Source organism: Helicobacter bilis (genome assembly GCF_900198365.1).
Classification (GTDB): Bacteria; Campylobacterota; Campylobacteria; order Campylobacterales; family Helicobacteraceae; genus Helicobacter_A; species Helicobacter_A bilis_B.
In genome coordinates, this window is record NZ_FZMS01000041.1 from 19,097 (window position 1) to 33,657 (window position 14,561).

Annotated in this window: 17 protein-coding genes; 14 read left to right on the forward strand and 3 right to left on the reverse strand. The window is 34.6% G+C overall.

What is annotated here, in order from left to right:
* Window positions 1-2 precede the first annotated feature (2 nt).
* The 6 genes from coaD (at window position 3) to C6H08_RS06220 (ending at window position 4,226) form a co-directional block, all read left to right on the forward strand.
* The gene (gene coaD / locus C6H08_RS06195) at window positions 3-506 is read left to right on the forward strand and encodes a pantetheine-phosphate adenylyltransferase (RefSeq protein ID WP_034562676.1); all 504 of its coding nucleotides are present in this window, start codon (window positions 3-5) and stop codon (window positions 504-506) included.
* Window positions 503-1,147, forward strand: coding sequence for a dTMP kinase (gene tmk, locus C6H08_RS06200; RefSeq protein WP_034562674.1), 645 nt, complete (start codon window positions 503-505; stop codon window positions 1,145-1,147). Before coaD ends, tmk begins: the two co-directional genes overlap by 4 nt.
* A complete protein-coding gene (locus tag C6H08_RS06205; protein ID WP_034562672.1) occupies window positions 1,148-1,735 on the forward strand; it encodes a type I phosphoribosyltransferase in 588 nt (195 codons plus the stop codon). It abuts the gene before it with no gap.
* Window positions 1,736-1,817: 82 nt separating this feature from the next.
* Window positions 1,818-3,017, forward strand: coding sequence for a sugar phosphate nucleotidyltransferase (locus tag C6H08_RS06210; protein ID WP_104686139.1), 1,200 nt, complete (start codon window positions 1,818-1,820; stop codon window positions 3,015-3,017).
* Window positions 2,960-3,349, forward strand: coding sequence for a phosphotransferase family protein (locus C6H08_RS12305; RefSeq protein ID WP_104686140.1), 390 nt, complete (start codon window positions 2,960-2,962; stop codon window positions 3,347-3,349). The genes C6H08_RS06210 and C6H08_RS12305 overlap by 58 nt, the downstream gene beginning before the upstream one ends.
* A gap of 1 nt (window position 3,350) precedes the next feature.
* Window positions 3,351-4,226, forward strand: a complete 876-nt coding sequence (locus tag C6H08_RS06220; RefSeq protein ID WP_034562670.1) for a DMT family transporter — start codon at window positions 3,351-3,353, stop codon at window positions 4,224-4,226.
* Between the two features lie 94 nt (window positions 4,227-4,320).
* Here the strand turns inward: C6H08_RS06220 and C6H08_RS06225 are convergent, their stop codons facing one another.
* Complete coding sequence (locus C6H08_RS06225) at window positions 4,321-4,650, reverse strand: hypothetical protein (protein WP_004084473.1); 330 nt, start codon at window positions 4,648-4,650, stop codon at window positions 4,321-4,323.
* Between the two features lie 160 nt (window positions 4,651-4,810).
* On the opposite strand from C6H08_RS06225, the gene flgA reads away from it, so the two are divergent.
* Entirely contained in the window at window positions 4,811-5,479 is a 669-nt protein-coding gene (flgA, locus tag C6H08_RS06230; protein WP_034562668.1) for a flagellar basal body P-ring formation chaperone FlgA, read from the forward strand.
* A gap of 24 nt (window positions 5,480-5,503) precedes the next feature.
* Here the strand turns inward: flgA and C6H08_RS06235 are convergent, their stop codons facing one another.
* Window positions 5,504-6,493: a sensor histidine kinase gene (locus tag C6H08_RS06235; RefSeq protein WP_034562665.1), complete on the reverse strand. Its 990-nt coding sequence runs from the start codon at window positions 6,491-6,493 to the stop codon at window positions 5,504-5,506.
* Complete coding sequence (locus tag C6H08_RS06240; RefSeq protein WP_034580474.1) at window positions 6,487-7,170, reverse strand: response regulator transcription factor; 684 nt, start codon at window positions 7,168-7,170, stop codon at window positions 6,487-6,489. The genes C6H08_RS06235 and C6H08_RS06240 overlap by 7 nt, the downstream gene beginning before the upstream one ends.
* 278 nt (window positions 7,171-7,448) lie before the next feature.
* Between C6H08_RS06240 and C6H08_RS06245 the strand changes: the two genes are divergently transcribed.
* From C6H08_RS06245 to C6H08_RS06275, 7 genes are all read left to right on the forward strand, one after another.
* Window positions 7,449-8,375 (forward strand): branched-chain amino acid transaminase, encoded by a 927-nt coding sequence (locus C6H08_RS06245; protein WP_004084424.1) that lies wholly within the window; start codon window positions 7,449-7,451, stop codon window positions 8,373-8,375.
* 101 nt (window positions 8,376-8,476) lie between these two features.
* The gene (locus C6H08_RS06250) at window positions 8,477-9,556 is read left to right on the forward strand and encodes a prohibitin family protein (protein WP_034562660.1); all 1,080 of its coding nucleotides are present in this window, start codon (window positions 8,477-8,479) and stop codon (window positions 9,554-9,556) included.
* Window positions 9,557-9,594: 38 nt separating this feature from the next.
* On the forward strand, window positions 9,595-10,326 hold the full coding sequence (gene hisIE, locus C6H08_RS06255; protein WP_233708507.1) for a bifunctional phosphoribosyl-AMP cyclohydrolase/phosphoribosyl-ATP diphosphatase HisIE: 732 nt from the start codon (window positions 9,595-9,597) through the stop codon (window positions 10,324-10,326).
* A gap of 13 nt (window positions 10,327-10,339) precedes the next feature.
* Complete coding sequence (locus C6H08_RS06260) at window positions 10,340-11,314, forward strand: DUF2393 family protein (RefSeq protein ID WP_034580472.1); 975 nt, start codon at window positions 10,340-10,342, stop codon at window positions 11,312-11,314.
* 197 nt (window positions 11,315-11,511) lie between these two features.
* Complete coding sequence (locus C6H08_RS06265; RefSeq protein WP_034580470.1) at window positions 11,512-12,630, forward strand: hypothetical protein; 1,119 nt, start codon at window positions 11,512-11,514, stop codon at window positions 12,628-12,630.
* Between the two features lie 284 nt (window positions 12,631-12,914).
* Window positions 12,915-13,628, forward strand: a complete 714-nt coding sequence (pyrH, locus tag C6H08_RS06270; protein ID WP_034562654.1) for a UMP kinase — start codon at window positions 12,915-12,917, stop codon at window positions 13,626-13,628.
* Between the two features lie 29 nt (window positions 13,629-13,657).
* Window positions 13,658-14,383, forward strand: a complete 726-nt coding sequence (locus C6H08_RS06275) for a GTP-binding protein (RefSeq protein ID WP_080732141.1) — start codon at window positions 13,658-13,660, stop codon at window positions 14,381-14,383.
* Window positions 14,384-14,561 lie beyond the last annotated feature (178 nt).

Here is a 14,561-nt window from a genome sequence, read left to right on the forward strand (position 1 = left end):
ATATGAATAAATTAGCAATTTATCCGGGGACATTTGACCCACTTACAAACGGGCATTTAGATATTATCAAACGCAGTAGCAAAATGTTTCAACAAGTAGTAGTTGCAGTAGCAAACTCTGAAAGTAAGAATCCACTTTATAGCTTGGAGCAAAGAGAGAAAATGATAAACCTTGCATTAGAGGAACATAAAAATGAGATTCCAAATGTAAGCTGCATTACCTTTAGTAATCTACTTGCAAGTTTAGCTACTGATATGAAAGCAAAGGTGATTATAAGGGGATTGCGTGTAGTGAGTGATTTTGAATATGAGCTACAAATGGGCTATGCAAATGCCTCGCTGAATGACTCGCTTGATACAATATATTTTATGCCAACATTGCAAAATGCCTTTATTAGCTCATCTATTGTGCGTAGCATTATCGTGCATGGTGGTAAATTTAGCCATCTTGTGCCAGAAAGCATTCATTCCTATATACAGCAATTACACACAAAAGAGTCGCAATGAAATACTATGTAATTGAAGGCATTGATACGAGTGGAAAGACAACGCAATGTAATCTCATAAAGCAAAACTACCCTTGCGTGAGTTTAGAAAACTATAAAGATTCCATAAAAGATTCTATCATCGTATTAAATGAGCCCGGCAGCACATATCTTGGGAATATTGTAAGAAAGATTCTACTAGATAGCCAAACACAGATAAATGAAAAAAGCTCATTTTTACTCTTTTTAGCTCAAAGGGCTGAACTCTTTTTACAACTAAAAAATATATCAAATACAATTATCGCTGATAGAAGCCTTATCTCTGGTGTAGCCTATGCTAAAACGATAAATATGCGTGAAGCCCTAATGCTAAATCTCTTTGCAACGGGGGGAATCTTACCACAAAAAATAGTCTTTTTAGAAACTTCAAAAGACACGCTAAAAAGTCGTCTTAATGAAAAAAGCCTTGATAACATAGAGCAAAAAGGCATACAATACCTACTTGACACGCAAAGCTACTTTAAAGAGATATTAGCGTATTTACAAGATGAAAACTTTCTAGAATCTAACCCCAACATAAAAAAGCCAGATATTTTAACACTAGATTCTGCCATGCCTAAAGAAGAAATACACAAAAGAATTTGTAGCTTTTTTGGAATCTAAATGTATTGCTCAATGTGTGGAAGGCTTACATGGCATATTATATGCAAAGAGTGTTTAAAACATTTAGAATACATAGATTCTAAACGAGTGCTTGATAATGGAGTAAAAGTTTTTAGCAGCTTTGCTTTCAGTGAGTTAAAACTACTACTAGCAAGTAAAAATAATATTATCGGTAGTCGCATTTTTAAACGACTAGGTATCTATGGAATCTCAAACTTCTTTGAAAGATATAAAGATTTAGCTAAACTAAAGAAGCAAGAAGTAGCCATTCTATCTATACGCAATAAAGCTATTGGCATGTATTCTCATAGTGCGATTTTAGCACAATGCTTTAAGACATACGGATTCAAAGTCTTTCATAACGCCTTAATCATAGGTAATAATAGCCACTTCTCTCATCTTACAAAAGAAGAGAGACGGACGCTTGGTAGAAACTTTTCATTTCATTTTAAGCATGATTATTTAGCTGTGATTCTAGTTGATGATATTATAACGACAGGACAAACCCTGCTTGAAGCAAGTGATATTGTTAAGCAAAATAGCTACACACCGCTCTTTGCATGGACACTTTGTGATTCTAGGTATTAGATCATAGATTTAACTTCGGTATTAAAATATTGTATAATAACTTTTACACATAAAAACTAGGATAAATTGTAAAAGGATATGTATGCAAGCCATCATTTTAGCAGCAGGGTTTGGCTCAAGGCTTAAGCCAATGACCCTAAATAAGCCAAAACCGCTTTTAGAGATTCGCGGGAAAAGCATTTTAGAAAATATGATTTCTATCTTAAGAAAAGGTGGGGTGCAAGATATTATCGTTGTAACAGGCTATAAGAATCATTTGTTTGATTCTCTCTCCAAAAAGCTTCATTTTGAAAAAATTATATTTGATGACTATGCTATTTGCAATAGCTCTCAATCGCTTTTATATGTAAAGCATAGAATCCAAAAAGGCACAATCATCTTAAATGGTGATTTATATATTACAGAAGATTTTTGTAGGTTTTTTAAAAGTGGGGTATCGCAATTTTTAGCACAAAAGATTCCAGATAATACGACTGCGTGGGGCTATATCGTTGATGAAAATTATAGAATCTTAGATATTGATACAAATGCGACAAGTGGCTATGGAGATGGCATTGCGTATTTTGATAATACGCAAGATGTAGCAATTTTTAAAGAAGAACTAGAGCAATGCAGTAGTGATGAATATTGGGAATATGCGGTGTTAAGAAGTTTAGATTCTATAAATTATTATGCCTTTCCTTGCGATACTTTATACACAGAGATTGATAGCTTTGCTGATGCGCTTTATCACAGACTTTTAACGCCAGAAGAGATTGCGATTCAATGTGCCGATGATAAAAAAGCAGTGCGTTTAGCAGGTATTACAAATATTAATTATCTCATTACATTTCAAGGCAAACAAAAAGTGATAAGAATCCCGGGCAGTGGGACAGAAAATGTGATTGACAGACAAGGTGAGCGAAGCATTTTGGAACTTATAGAGAATCTAGATATTACGCCTAAGAGTGAATTTTATGGTAGTGGCATAAAAATGAGTGATTTTTTATGCGATTATAAAAGCTTAGAAAAAGCCCAAATCACAGAAAAAGTATTAGAAAAACTCCTTGATTCACTCTTAAAACTTCACAGCATACCGCACAAAGATAATACAGAATATAAGCCCATAAAACTTTACAATGAGATTCTAAAATATGAGAAATTAGCAAAAATTTCACTCACAACGCCAAAAGAGCATAAATATGTCATCGAAGTGGCAAGAAGGCTTGACAATGGGGGGGGGGGGTGCTATGCCATAGAGATTTGCAATTACCCAATATCCTTTTTAATGGAAGTGAGATAAAACTCATTGATTTTGAATATGCTGGCTTTAGCTGCATTGAATGGGAGTTTGGGAATCTAGTCGCAGAGTTAGAACTCACTCAAGCACAAATAGAGCATATCATACACTACTACAATAAAAATAACTGCAATAAAAACAACTCCAATAAAAATAGTTTGCAAACACTTACCTTTCAAAGTGTGATTGAAGGCTCACTTATGGCAAACTATATCTGGGCGTTATGGGGGTGGATTTATAATCGCATTGATTTAGGAAGAGATTATCTTTTTAGATTCCAAAACAATCTTACTTTATTACAGAATCTTACGAAAAATAAGTCTTTGGGGGTATGATATGTGGAAAATAAGCGGACATATTTTAGCTTTTAGCAGCGTGTTTTTTTGGTCAGCTCTTTATGTTTCTGTGAAGATTCTACTAGATTATTTATCGCCTTTTGAATTGCTTATGTTGCAGTTTGTATTCGGCTATATTATGCTATTTATGATGAAGCCAACTTTTCTTAGAATCTCACTCAAAGAGGAAGCAATGTTTGCCATTGCGGGTTTATGTGGGATTAGCATTTATAATCTATTTTTGAATCTAGCCATAGAGCAAACCTATGCCTCAAATGTGAGTGTCATCATCGCTACCGCCCCACTTTTTACGGGCATTTTTGCTTTTATGCTTAGGATTGAAAAGCCTTATAGAAATTTTTTTATAGGCTTTATGCTGTGTATTATAGGCATTATTTTGCTGAGTTATGGCGATGGTGAAGCGGTAGGATTTAACCCATTTGGCGATATGTTGGCTTTAATCTCGGCTATTGGCTGGGGTGCATATTCTGTGGCGATTGTTAGCATTATGGATAGGGGATATAACATCATTATTGCGACAAGAAAGATAGTGTTTTATGGAATCTTATTTTTAATCCCGGGCTTTTTTATATTTGATTTTAAGCCGCAATGGCACGAACTTTTAGAACCTATGATAGGGTTTAATTTCATTTTTATTGTGCTTTTTCCATCAGCCCTTTGCTTTTTAATGTGGAACAAGGCGACTTTGCTTATCGGTGCGATTAAGACAAATATTTATGTGTATCTTACGCCTATTATTACGATTATCGTGGCGATGATAGCCATTGATGAACGACTTGGATTCTACGGAATCATAGGGGTTGTTTTAACCCTTTGTGGTGTTATTATTGGTGAGTATAGGAATAAGAGAGTATAGTTTATTCTAACTTCAAGCATTTGACTGAATCTAAAACTACATGCTTAAATATAAGCTAAACTTAAAGCATTTTAGCAGATTGCTACAATGCTTTCTAACCTTTCAACTTTTGCTGGTCTTTAAGATAATTAAAAAGTAATTCACTATATCCAAAGCTACCACTCAAATTCTCTGAAAGCTGCTCTTTAAACATAGCATTATAAATATCACTACCGGGTTGTTTAGGATACAATGGATTGTCTAGATTTAATGCTGTATCAAGCAGGGTTTTAATAAAGATTGCCTCAAACTTATCAGTTTGTTCTCGCAACGCTTTATCACTCTCAAGCGTCTTGCCATCAACCTTTGCTTTTAAATCCTTGATTAAGCCACTCTCTTTTGATTGTGCTAATGAACTCATAGTGCTAGTCGTATCAAGTTTCATAATGTCTCCTTACATTTAATGTAAATAAAGTCAAGCAAAATAGATTCCCAAACCACACAACATAGTCATTGTAGCAAAAAATAAAAAAGATAAAACACAAAAGTTTTATTTTTGTATTTATTGCATTATAATTGTGTAAAAGTTTAGACAAGGAAGTAGAATGTTGCAAAAGATTCTCCTATTTTTTTATATTGCTTTTTCTCTTCATGCTTTTGCTAATGACAATGTCTCTATACTAAAAAGCTATATTGCTAGTGAATATAAACGCATATATCCAGAACTCACCATAGAATCTATATCGCTTGTTACTCGAAATACACTCGATCTTTATGCAGTGAGCATTGTATCAAAACAGCTAAATACAACAAAAAGTGCGAATGGCTATCTCACTTTGCAGTATAGACAGAATGGAAAGGTCCTGCAAGATTCTATACGCTATAGTATAAATGGTTCTATACAGATCCACACTGCCACAGAGAATATTAGAGCAGGTAGTAATATGAGTGCAAATAGCTTTATGACTAAAACACAAGATTTCTCATCACTCGCCCTAATCCCTGCTAGTAGATATGAGATACTGCAGTCAAGTGCGAAAGTCTATATCCCCATAAATACGATAATCTATCGCAATAAACTTGCTAAAAGAATGCTTGTGTCTAAAGATTCTAATGTCAAAATTATATTCCGTGATAATGGCATTGAAGCAAGTGCAAGTGGCAAGGCATTAGAAAATGGCGTGCAAGGCGATACTATTAAGATTGAGAATCTTGAAAGCAAACGCACAATCAATGCAAAAGTCATAGCTGAAAATGTCGTGCAGATATATTAGTCTTGAGTGTTTGCTATCTGGATTCTATATCCTAAAGCACACACATAAACCTTCTTTTTTTGTGCGTTTTGTGAAGAATTCTACCTTTGTGTTGTGAATCTTTGCAATTTCTTTGACGATAAAAAGTCCTAGTCCAAGTGAGTGGCTGCCCTGCTTTGTATTGCTGCCTTGATAATATTTTTTTGTAAGGTTTGTAAGTTCATTTTTTGACACACCCAAGCCATCATCAATAACGGCAATACAATCATCTTGTATCTGCACGATGACCTTTGTATTTGCGTATTTTAGTGCGTTATAGATGAGATTGTTTAGGACTTGCTCTATTAAGATTCTATCTGCAAATATAAGGCGGTTTTTACCCTCTAGCACAATCTTTTTATCCTGATATACCGCTTTTAAAAGATAGTTATGGAATCCTTCTATGAGCTCTTCACAAAGCAATAAAATATCAAATTGCTCCATTTTTATGGCAATGACATTATGTTCTAAACTCTCGCTTAAAGTAAGCTTATTTAAAAGGGCATTAATCTTTTTACTATATATCATAATGCGATGCAAAAGCTTGTTTCGCATTTCTTCTTCCATTTCCTTGTGAATCATAATGGTTTCAATACTTGCTTGAATAATGCTTAGTGGATTTTTTATCTCATGTGAGATACTTGCTAGAAGTTGTGTTGTTTGGAGATTTTTTTCATGCAGTTTTCTGGTGCGTTTTTGGATTCTATTTTGTTGTTTTTGCATGGCTTCACTTAAGGCTTTTAACTCGCTAATATAGGGATTATTATCTTTTTTTAATGCCTTAAAATTAATATCTTGAAACTTTTTTTCTTTTAGATTGCAAAGGGCATTTTTTGTAGATTCTATAAGGTAGCTATCTTTATCTATTTCTTTTTTGCGTAAAAAATGTGCTAATACAAGAAGTAAGCCAAGTAGATTACAAACTATGGCTATGCTTGTAAAATCAAGCAAGATTGCAAGAATGGATATTGCAAAAAAAACTCCATAAACTAGCATAGTTTATAGCCCTCATTGCGTATGGATTTAATCTTTACTTCTTTAGTTTCTTTCTCTATTTTTTTACGCAGTCGTTTTATGCCGACATTTACGCTATTTTCATGATAGCCATCTTTATTGCCCCATGCGTGTTCGAGTAAAAAATCTCTACTCAATGCCTTGCCTGCATGCTGTATGAAACACTGCATAATGCGTGTTTCAAGTGGGCTTAATTGGATATTAATATCTTCAATGCTTAATTCCTTTGTATCCACTTCTAGCGTTATATTTTTGTATTTCAACACAGATCGCACAGAATCTTTTTTATATCGTCTAAGCACTGCTTGAATGCGTGCCACAAGCTCATCAAAGTTAAAAGGTTTTGTTACATAATCATCAGCATAATGTAGCCCTTTGACCCGCTCCATAGGCAAAGATAAAGCACTTACTACAATAAAGGGTATATCATAGCCTAAATCTTTTACTTCCTTAATAAAGTCTAACCCATCTTCTGCCACGAGATTCCTATCTACTAAGATAAGGGCTACATGCTCTTTTCTTAGGAATCTTTTTGCCATATCAGTATTGAGACAGCCTACAACCTCATAACCACTTGCGTTTAAGGCAGCATTTAGATTAAGCTCGATTAAATCAAGCAAATCTTCTTCATCATCAATACACAAAATCACTTCATTCACTAGCTATCCTTTGCTTTTTTAGTTAGCAATACACAATTTTGGATTCTACCTTTTTTTCAATAATATGTAACCAAATAATCCAAATCTATACAGCATAATTAGGCAATATAAGGCTATTTATATGTAAAATATTTCAACACAGAATCTTAAAATTTATAGCAAAGATTACATAAAACATTTACAACTCGGTTTTGATCCCAATATATTATTTTTTGACAACTTTATGATAGAATGATTACTTTATTTTGTAAATTTGTATCTAAGAGAAAGAGGCTAACATGAAAGAATCAACATATATTTGGAAAAATGGCAAACTTATCGCTTGGAGTGAAGCAACCACGCATATTTTAAGCCACACTCTGCATTATGGTAATGCCGTGTTTGAAGGCACAAGAGCGTACATGACAAAAAAGGGATTGGCGATATTTCGCCTTGATGATCATACAGAAAGACTTCTTAATAGTGCAAAGATTCTATTAATCAAATGCCCTTATACAAAAGAAGAACTCAAACAAGCACAAATTGATTTATTAAAAGCAAATAGCAAGGATTTTAAGGGTAATGTCTATATCCGCCCGATTATTTATCTTGGCTATGGGGCTATGGGTGTTTATCATTTAAATTCGCCTGTTGAAACCGCAATAGCTGCGTGGGAATGGGGTGCATATCTGGGCGAAGAGGCTTTGCAAAAAGGCATTCGCGTAAAAATTAGCTCTTTTGTAAGGAATAATGTAAAATCTACAATGGGTAAGGCAAAGGCAGCGGCAAACTATCTTAACTCACAAATGGCAAAGCATGAAGCTATCGCAAGTGGTTTTGAAGAGGCTTTATTGCTTGATGATAATGGTTTTGTAGCAGAGGGTAGTGGTGAGTGCTTTTTTATCGTTAGAAATGGGGTATTAATCACACCACCTTATGATAACACCTTAGAATCTATTACGCAAAAAACGACTATTGAACTTGCAAAAGATTTGGGCATAAAAGTTGAGCAAAGACGCATTACACGAGATGAAGTGTATATTGCAGATGAAGCATTTTTTACTGGGACTGCCGCAGAGATTACCCCTATTTGCGAAGTAGATTTCCGCACTATTGGTGCAGGTAGTCGTGGAGAGATAACAAAGAGATTGCAAGATGAATTCTTCAAAATTGTTATGGGGGAACATGAAAAATACAAGCATTTGCTGACATACATTAACGAATAATGTTTGCATTTTGCATGAAGCTATGAATGCAAACAATGGATTCTATAATATTGTGTTATAATCACGCTTTGACTATAATCTAGACTATACAAAGGAACTCAATGCCAATAGATTTAAACGAACATAGACGCAAACAACAAAATAATACACCAAAGCAAACACCGCCAAATAATGAAAATAGAAATAATGGAAATGGCAATAACAATGGTAGAAACAATAAGGGTGGATTCAATATGGATTCTGTGCCGATGCCAAATATGCCAAGCGGCAAGTTTCTAACCTTTATCATATTTGCGGTTATCTTTATAGTGATTTTTGTGTTAGCACGACCATTTGTCATTATTAATTCTGGTGAAGTTGGAATCAAGGTCAATCTAGGTAAATATGATGATGTGCCTTTAACGCCGGGCTTACACTTTTTTGTGCCAATCATTCAGCAAGTCATCGTTGTAGATACTAGAATGAGAGTGTTGCATTTTTCACGCAATGAAGATATGGGAAGTGTGGGTAGAGATGATCAGAGTGTATTGCGAAATGATGCGATTAGCGTTATGGATTCTCGTGGTTTGCCTGTGTCTATCGAGCTTACCGTGCAGTATAGACTAGACCCCGATAAAGTCCCAGAGACTATTAAAAACTACCGCATATCATGGGAACAAAAAATCATTAATCCGGTTATAAGAGATGTTGTCCGCAGTGTTGTGGGTAATTACCCAGCAGAAGATTTACCAAATAAACGCGATGAGATAGCAGGACTTATCACTTCAAGTTTTGAGACCAAATTGCAGGCTACACCAAATCAACCTGTTATTTTTGATTCTATTCAGTTAAGAGAGATTGTATTGCCACCTATGGTAAAAGAGAGAATTGAGCAAGTCCAAGCTGCAAAACAAGAAGCAGATAGAGCAAAACAAGAAGCAAATGCCTTGAGAGAGAGAGCGCAAGGTAGAGCCGATGCGGCAATTATTGAGGCAAAAGGTCAAGCACAAGCAAACCAGCTTTTAAGCGAGAGCTTATCGCAACGATTGCTTGACTTGCGTCAAATAGAAGTGCAAGGTAAATTTAATGAAGCATTGAAAGAGAACAAAGATGCACAAATTTTCCTTACACCGGGTGGTTCTGTGCCAAACATTTGGGTAGATTCTAAGTCAAAACAACGCACAACAATTAGCAATCACTAATATTTGGGGCATTGTATGAATCTTGTAGAGGCAATATTATGAAGCGAGTGGATAGTATGAAATGCTTACATATTGCTTGGGATAATAAAGGATTAATCCCTTGCATAACACAAGATTCTATAAGTAATGAAGTGCTTATGCTTGCCTATATGAATGAAGAGGCACTAAATCTTACTTTACAAACAGGGATAGCACACTATTTTTCACGCTCAAAGCAAAGGATTTGGAAAAAGGGGGAGCAAAGTGGTAATATACAAGAAGTGTGTGAGATAAAGCTTGATTGTGATAGCGATTCCATCTTACTTCGCGTGCGTCAAAAAGGTGTGGCATGTCATACTGGTGAGTTTTCATGCTTTTTTAAGAATATTGATTCTATAAATAAAGATTGTGCCAATAATAACTTAGAGATTACAAAAGATTCTCTAACACACAGCCTAAATACTTATGATACACTAGATACGCTTTATCATACGCTTTTAGAGCGTAAGAATGCAGATAGCACAACTTCTTATACTGCCTCACTTTTTGCAAAAGGCACGAATACTATTGCAAAAAAGATTATTGAAGAATCAGGGGAATTTTGCCTTGCATTAAAAGATAGAGATTCTAAAGAGATCATTTATGAATGTGCTGATGTGTTTTATCATATTTTAGTGGGACTTGCGAGTGAGAATATCCATCCAGATAGAATCTATCAAGAGCTTATAAGACGCATGGGTGTGAGTGGGATTGCAGAAAAACAAAGCAGAGCACAACACGCAATGAAGTAAAGGATAAGTAGGCATGAAAGAGCAAATACTCAATTTTATCTCATATTTTCATCTGTATGATTTGATTTTATTTGCGTCATTTGCATTGATTGCTATGTGCTTTGTGTTTTTATCTTTTATTTCATTTCGCAGAAAAATCATTTCTATTCCCCTATTTTTGTTGGGATTTTGTATTATTATTGCCATTCCTTTTGCGATGCGTTATTTTATGGAAGAAAGATTCTATAAGATAGAAAAAGAGATTGCTTACGATCGCACTTATAATTATTCTGATGTGTATCAATATATTGCGACAATTACGAATGTTGGTAAAAGAAATATTGCTGGTTGCGTGTTTTCACATCAGATTCTCTATGATACAGATAACGAACAAGGTATAACAAAATATAAGTATAAGATACTTAATCTTATCAAGCCTAAAAAAGTTTATAACAGAGATATTCCTATGGATTTAAAGGTAGGACAAAGTGTAAAGATTTCAGAAGTTATAGAGAATTACGCGCATAAAGGGGAAAAATATATCACAAAAATAGAGTGTTATGGTAAAGCTAGACATAAAGACAATGCAAAAGTTTTACAAGGATTCTATAAAGATAATAGCAAAACAGAAGATAGTGAAAATACAGATTCTAAAAAAGTGGCAGATGAAGCAGGAAAAGATGATATGAGTGCATACACTGATGAGATAAAAAAGCTAGATGATGATAAAAAAGCTAAAAATATAGCCTCACAAACCCAAAAGGTAAGCACAGAAAAGCAATCACAAAATATTAATATAAATACACAAAATACAGAATCTGCAAACCTAGATTCTAAAGATAATCAAACACAAGATAGCATGAATACATCGCCAAAAACAGACACTCCGCAATCACAAGGCATACCACCACAAATCATGTTGCCACCGCAAGAAGAAACATTAGCACCAAATTGGCGTGAAGAAAGGGATAAGTTTAACCCACCATTGCTAAAAGAAATGCCTAGGTAAAGTCTTTGTGGATTTTTTAGACTCAGATTCATTATGTTTGTTATATGTGAGATGACTATTAAATTATGCGATTTCATTGTGCGTTTTAGCTAGGATTTTTGCATATTTTGAATGAATTATTTTAAAACAATAAAAATCATGTTATAATAAACTATTTTTACATTGAAAATAAGTTAATACCAAATGGGAGATACAATATGGCTGTGAAACTATTATGCCTATCATCTGCAAACACAAGTCCATTCGCCAAAGCCTTTTTGCAATATATCGCTAAGCATGATTCAATCGAGTATGATTACGCAGAGATTGAGCCTTATGTGCTTGCTAAGATTCCATTCACAAAGCTTTTAACGCATTTTTGCTCCCAAACACCAGATTATGTCATGTCTTTTGATGGACATTATCGCTATATTAAAAATGACCCAAAAATCCCTTTTATTGAAATGAGTAATTCCGTGGCAGGACCCATTAGGACTAATCGCCCCTTTATCAAAACCCCTGTAGAATGGGAAAATAAAGTAGTCAAAGTAGAACCAGCATGGTATAACAAGATATTGCCGATTGAAGATAAAACGATTTATAGTATGCTTGATTCCTATCGTTATGTATATTTACGCTATCTCGTTGCAGAATCAAAGAAGAATCCAGCAAGAAAAGAACCGCCATTTGCCTTTTATATCCCTGATTGGAACACGCACACAGATGATATACTGAACAATATTTATCGCTATTTGGATTTTTGCAGAGAAGATCGTTGCGGTTTGCATGTCGCATTATCAAAAGCCGTGTTAGATCCAACTGATATGAGTTTAGAAGAAAAGTATAAAATGAAGAGAAAAAGCATTGATACTACGCTAAAGATTATCCATGATGAGATCGATAAGTTTAATAAGGAATATGAAGAAGAGGGGCTTATCGGCAGAGTTGTAGAGAATACTAACTATGAAAAAGACTTATTGAAGTATGACATTCGTCTATTATCCATAGAGCCAAGTAGCACAACATGGCTGGAAGTACTCTATATGCTTAAAGTAAAAGGAGTGCAATGCAATAAGATTCGACTTGTTTTTGCAAGCGGACGCAGATTCCCGGGCACAGATGACTTTGATAAGATGTTGCCTGATGTTGAGAAGTATTTTAAAGAGAATCTTATGCGTAGAGATAAAACACAAATGCTTGGATATATCTACACGACAACAGATAGATTCTATCATTTCTTAGATTTTCAAGAGAATTTTGCACTACACATGGATTTTAATAAAATTGCTGATATTATCGCAAGTGGTGGAAATATACAACAGCAAGAAGCACAATAAGATTCTAAATATTTAGTCTAACTTGTGCTTTTTTGCATCTCTTCTTAAAACATTAAGGGCTTTTAGCCTTTTGTTATAATCTTAAGCCATACTTCATATTTTCATATTTACGAACAAATTACTCTCAATTATTATAAAGGTTTTTATTTATAAGAAGTGGCAAGTAACACAATGCGAAATTCATACTATTTCAAAATATTTTCCCTTTATTGTTAAAGTCCTATATACATAAATTATTTATAATGCGATTTTATATGTTTATGTTACTTTTATGAGGGTTTATTATGCAAAAGAAAAAACGCGTTTTGATTAAATTTTCTGGTGAAGCCTTAGCTGGTTCTGGTGGATTTGGTGTTGATTTAGATATTTTAAAGTTTATTGCAAAAGAGATTAAGAATCTCTATGAGTGCGGATTGGAAATTGGCATTGTTGTTGGTGGTGGCAATATCATTCGCGGTGTGAATGCAGCTCAAGGCGGACTTATCAAACGCACAAGCGGGGATTATATGGGTATGCTTGCGACTATTATTAACGCCGTAGCAATACAAGAAGCTTTGGAGAGCTTAGGGCTTGATGTGAGAGTGCAAAGCGGCATTGATGTAACAGAAGTTTGCGAGAGTTATATTCATAGACGCGCTTTAAGACATTTGGAAAAAGGGCGGATTGTAATCTTTGGTGCTGGCACTGGAAATCCATACTTTACAACCGACACTGCAGCGGTATTGCGTGCTATTGAGATTGAATCTGCTGTGATTGTGAAAGCTACAAAAGTAAATGGCGTTTATGATAAAGATCCCAATAAATATAATGATGCGACACTTCTGCCTACCCTAACCTATGATGAAGCACTAAGAGATCATATTAAAGTGATGGACGATACTGCGATAGCTCTTGCTAAAGACAATAAGTTGCCAATTCTAGTATGCAATATGTTTAAGCCTAATAATCTCATTGATGTATTAGTTCATGAGACAGGTGAATTTTCGCTTGTGAAGTAATTTTACACAAAGCAAAAAGTATAGAATCTATGCCACCACACATTCAGTCAAACACTCACATTAAAGTCTTGCAATCGCATTTTATGCAATCAGCGCAGACAATAAAAGATTGCCCACCGCAAAACTGCACTGAGATAGCCATGCTAGGACGAAGCAATGTAGGCAAAAGCTCGATTATAAATCTTTTACTCAATCACAAACTTGCAAAAAGCTCAAGCACACCGGGCAAAACAAAGCTCATTAATTTTTTTAGCACCACTTGGGAGCTAACTACCAGTAAAAAAGATTCTATACCCAATGTAAATGAAAGCATTGCACCACAAAACAAAACAGATTCTATACAAAATAGCCAAGATTTACTACAAACAGAATCTATGCGAATCCCACTTATATTTATCGACTTTCCGGGCTTTGGATATGCAAAAGTGGGTAAAGATACAAAGAGAGTTTGGGATAAGTATTTGACTGATTTTATCTACAAGCGACAAAGTATTAAATTATTTTGCCATTTAATCGATTCCCGTCATACAAATCTAGCGATAGATACAGAGATTGAAAGATTTTTGCAAAAGATTGTAGAATCTAGACAAGATTGCAAACTTCTGCAAATTTACACAAAAGCCGATAAGTTAAACAAGAGCGACTACCACAAGCTAAAAACTCAAAACAAACTCACAATATCTACACTCAAAAAAACCCCACAAGCCACACAGCAACTCTATCATGCAATTTTACATGCAAGCCTTAATTGGTAGATTTAAGCCAATGATATTTTCAGACAGAGATACCACTTATTCAGTCTAGTTTCCTACTAGACATGTGTTTGCAAAACATGTGAGTGATGGTAGAGACAAGAGGTTAAGGCTTTAAACTATAAGCAAAAATCTCTTTTAAGTTTGCTTTATTCAAACATGACAATTATTAGAATCTAAC

Coding starts and splice junctions, on each gene's coding strand:
- pyrH (WP_034562654.1), top strand. CDS start 12,915: ATGCAAAAGAAAAAACGCGTTTTGATTAAATTTTCTGGTGAAGCCTTA.
- C6H08_RS06225 (WP_004084473.1), bottom strand. CDS start 4,650: ATGAAACTTGATACGACTAGCACTATGAGTTCATTAGCACAATCAAAA.
- flgA (WP_034562668.1), top strand. CDS start 4,811: ATGTTGCAAAAGATTCTCCTATTTTTTTATATTGCTTTTTCTCTTCAT.
- coaD (WP_034562676.1), top strand. CDS start 3: ATGAATAAATTAGCAATTTATCCGGGGACATTTGACCCACTTACAAAC.
- C6H08_RS06265 (WP_034580470.1), top strand. CDS start 11,512: ATGGCTGTGAAACTATTATGCCTATCATCTGCAAACACAAGTCCATTC.
- C6H08_RS06235 (WP_034562665.1), bottom strand. CDS start 6,493: ATGCTAGTTTATGGAGTTTTTTTTGCAATATCCATTCTTGCAATCTTG.
- C6H08_RS06250 (WP_034562660.1), top strand. CDS start 8,477: ATGCCAATAGATTTAAACGAACATAGACGCAAACAACAAAATAATACA.
- C6H08_RS06210 (WP_104686139.1), top strand. CDS start 1,818: ATGCAAGCCATCATTTTAGCAGCAGGGTTTGGCTCAAGGCTTAAGCCA.
- C6H08_RS06275 (WP_080732141.1), top strand. CDS start 13,658: ATGCCACCACACATTCAGTCAAACACTCACATTAAAGTCTTGCAATCG.
- tmk (WP_034562674.1), top strand. CDS start 503: ATGAAATACTATGTAATTGAAGGCATTGATACGAGTGGAAAGACAACG.
- hisIE (WP_233708507.1), top strand. CDS start 9,595: ATGAAGCGAGTGGATAGTATGAAATGCTTACATATTGCTTGGGATAAT.
- C6H08_RS06205 (WP_034562672.1), top strand. CDS start 1,148: ATGTATTGCTCAATGTGTGGAAGGCTTACATGGCATATTATATGCAAA.
- C6H08_RS06245 (WP_004084424.1), top strand. CDS start 7,449: ATGAAAGAATCAACATATATTTGGAAAAATGGCAAACTTATCGCTTGG.
- C6H08_RS06260 (WP_034580472.1), top strand. CDS start 10,340: ATGAAAGAGCAAATACTCAATTTTATCTCATATTTTCATCTGTATGAT.
- C6H08_RS06220 (WP_034562670.1), top strand. CDS start 3,351: ATGTGGAAAATAAGCGGACATATTTTAGCTTTTAGCAGCGTGTTTTTT.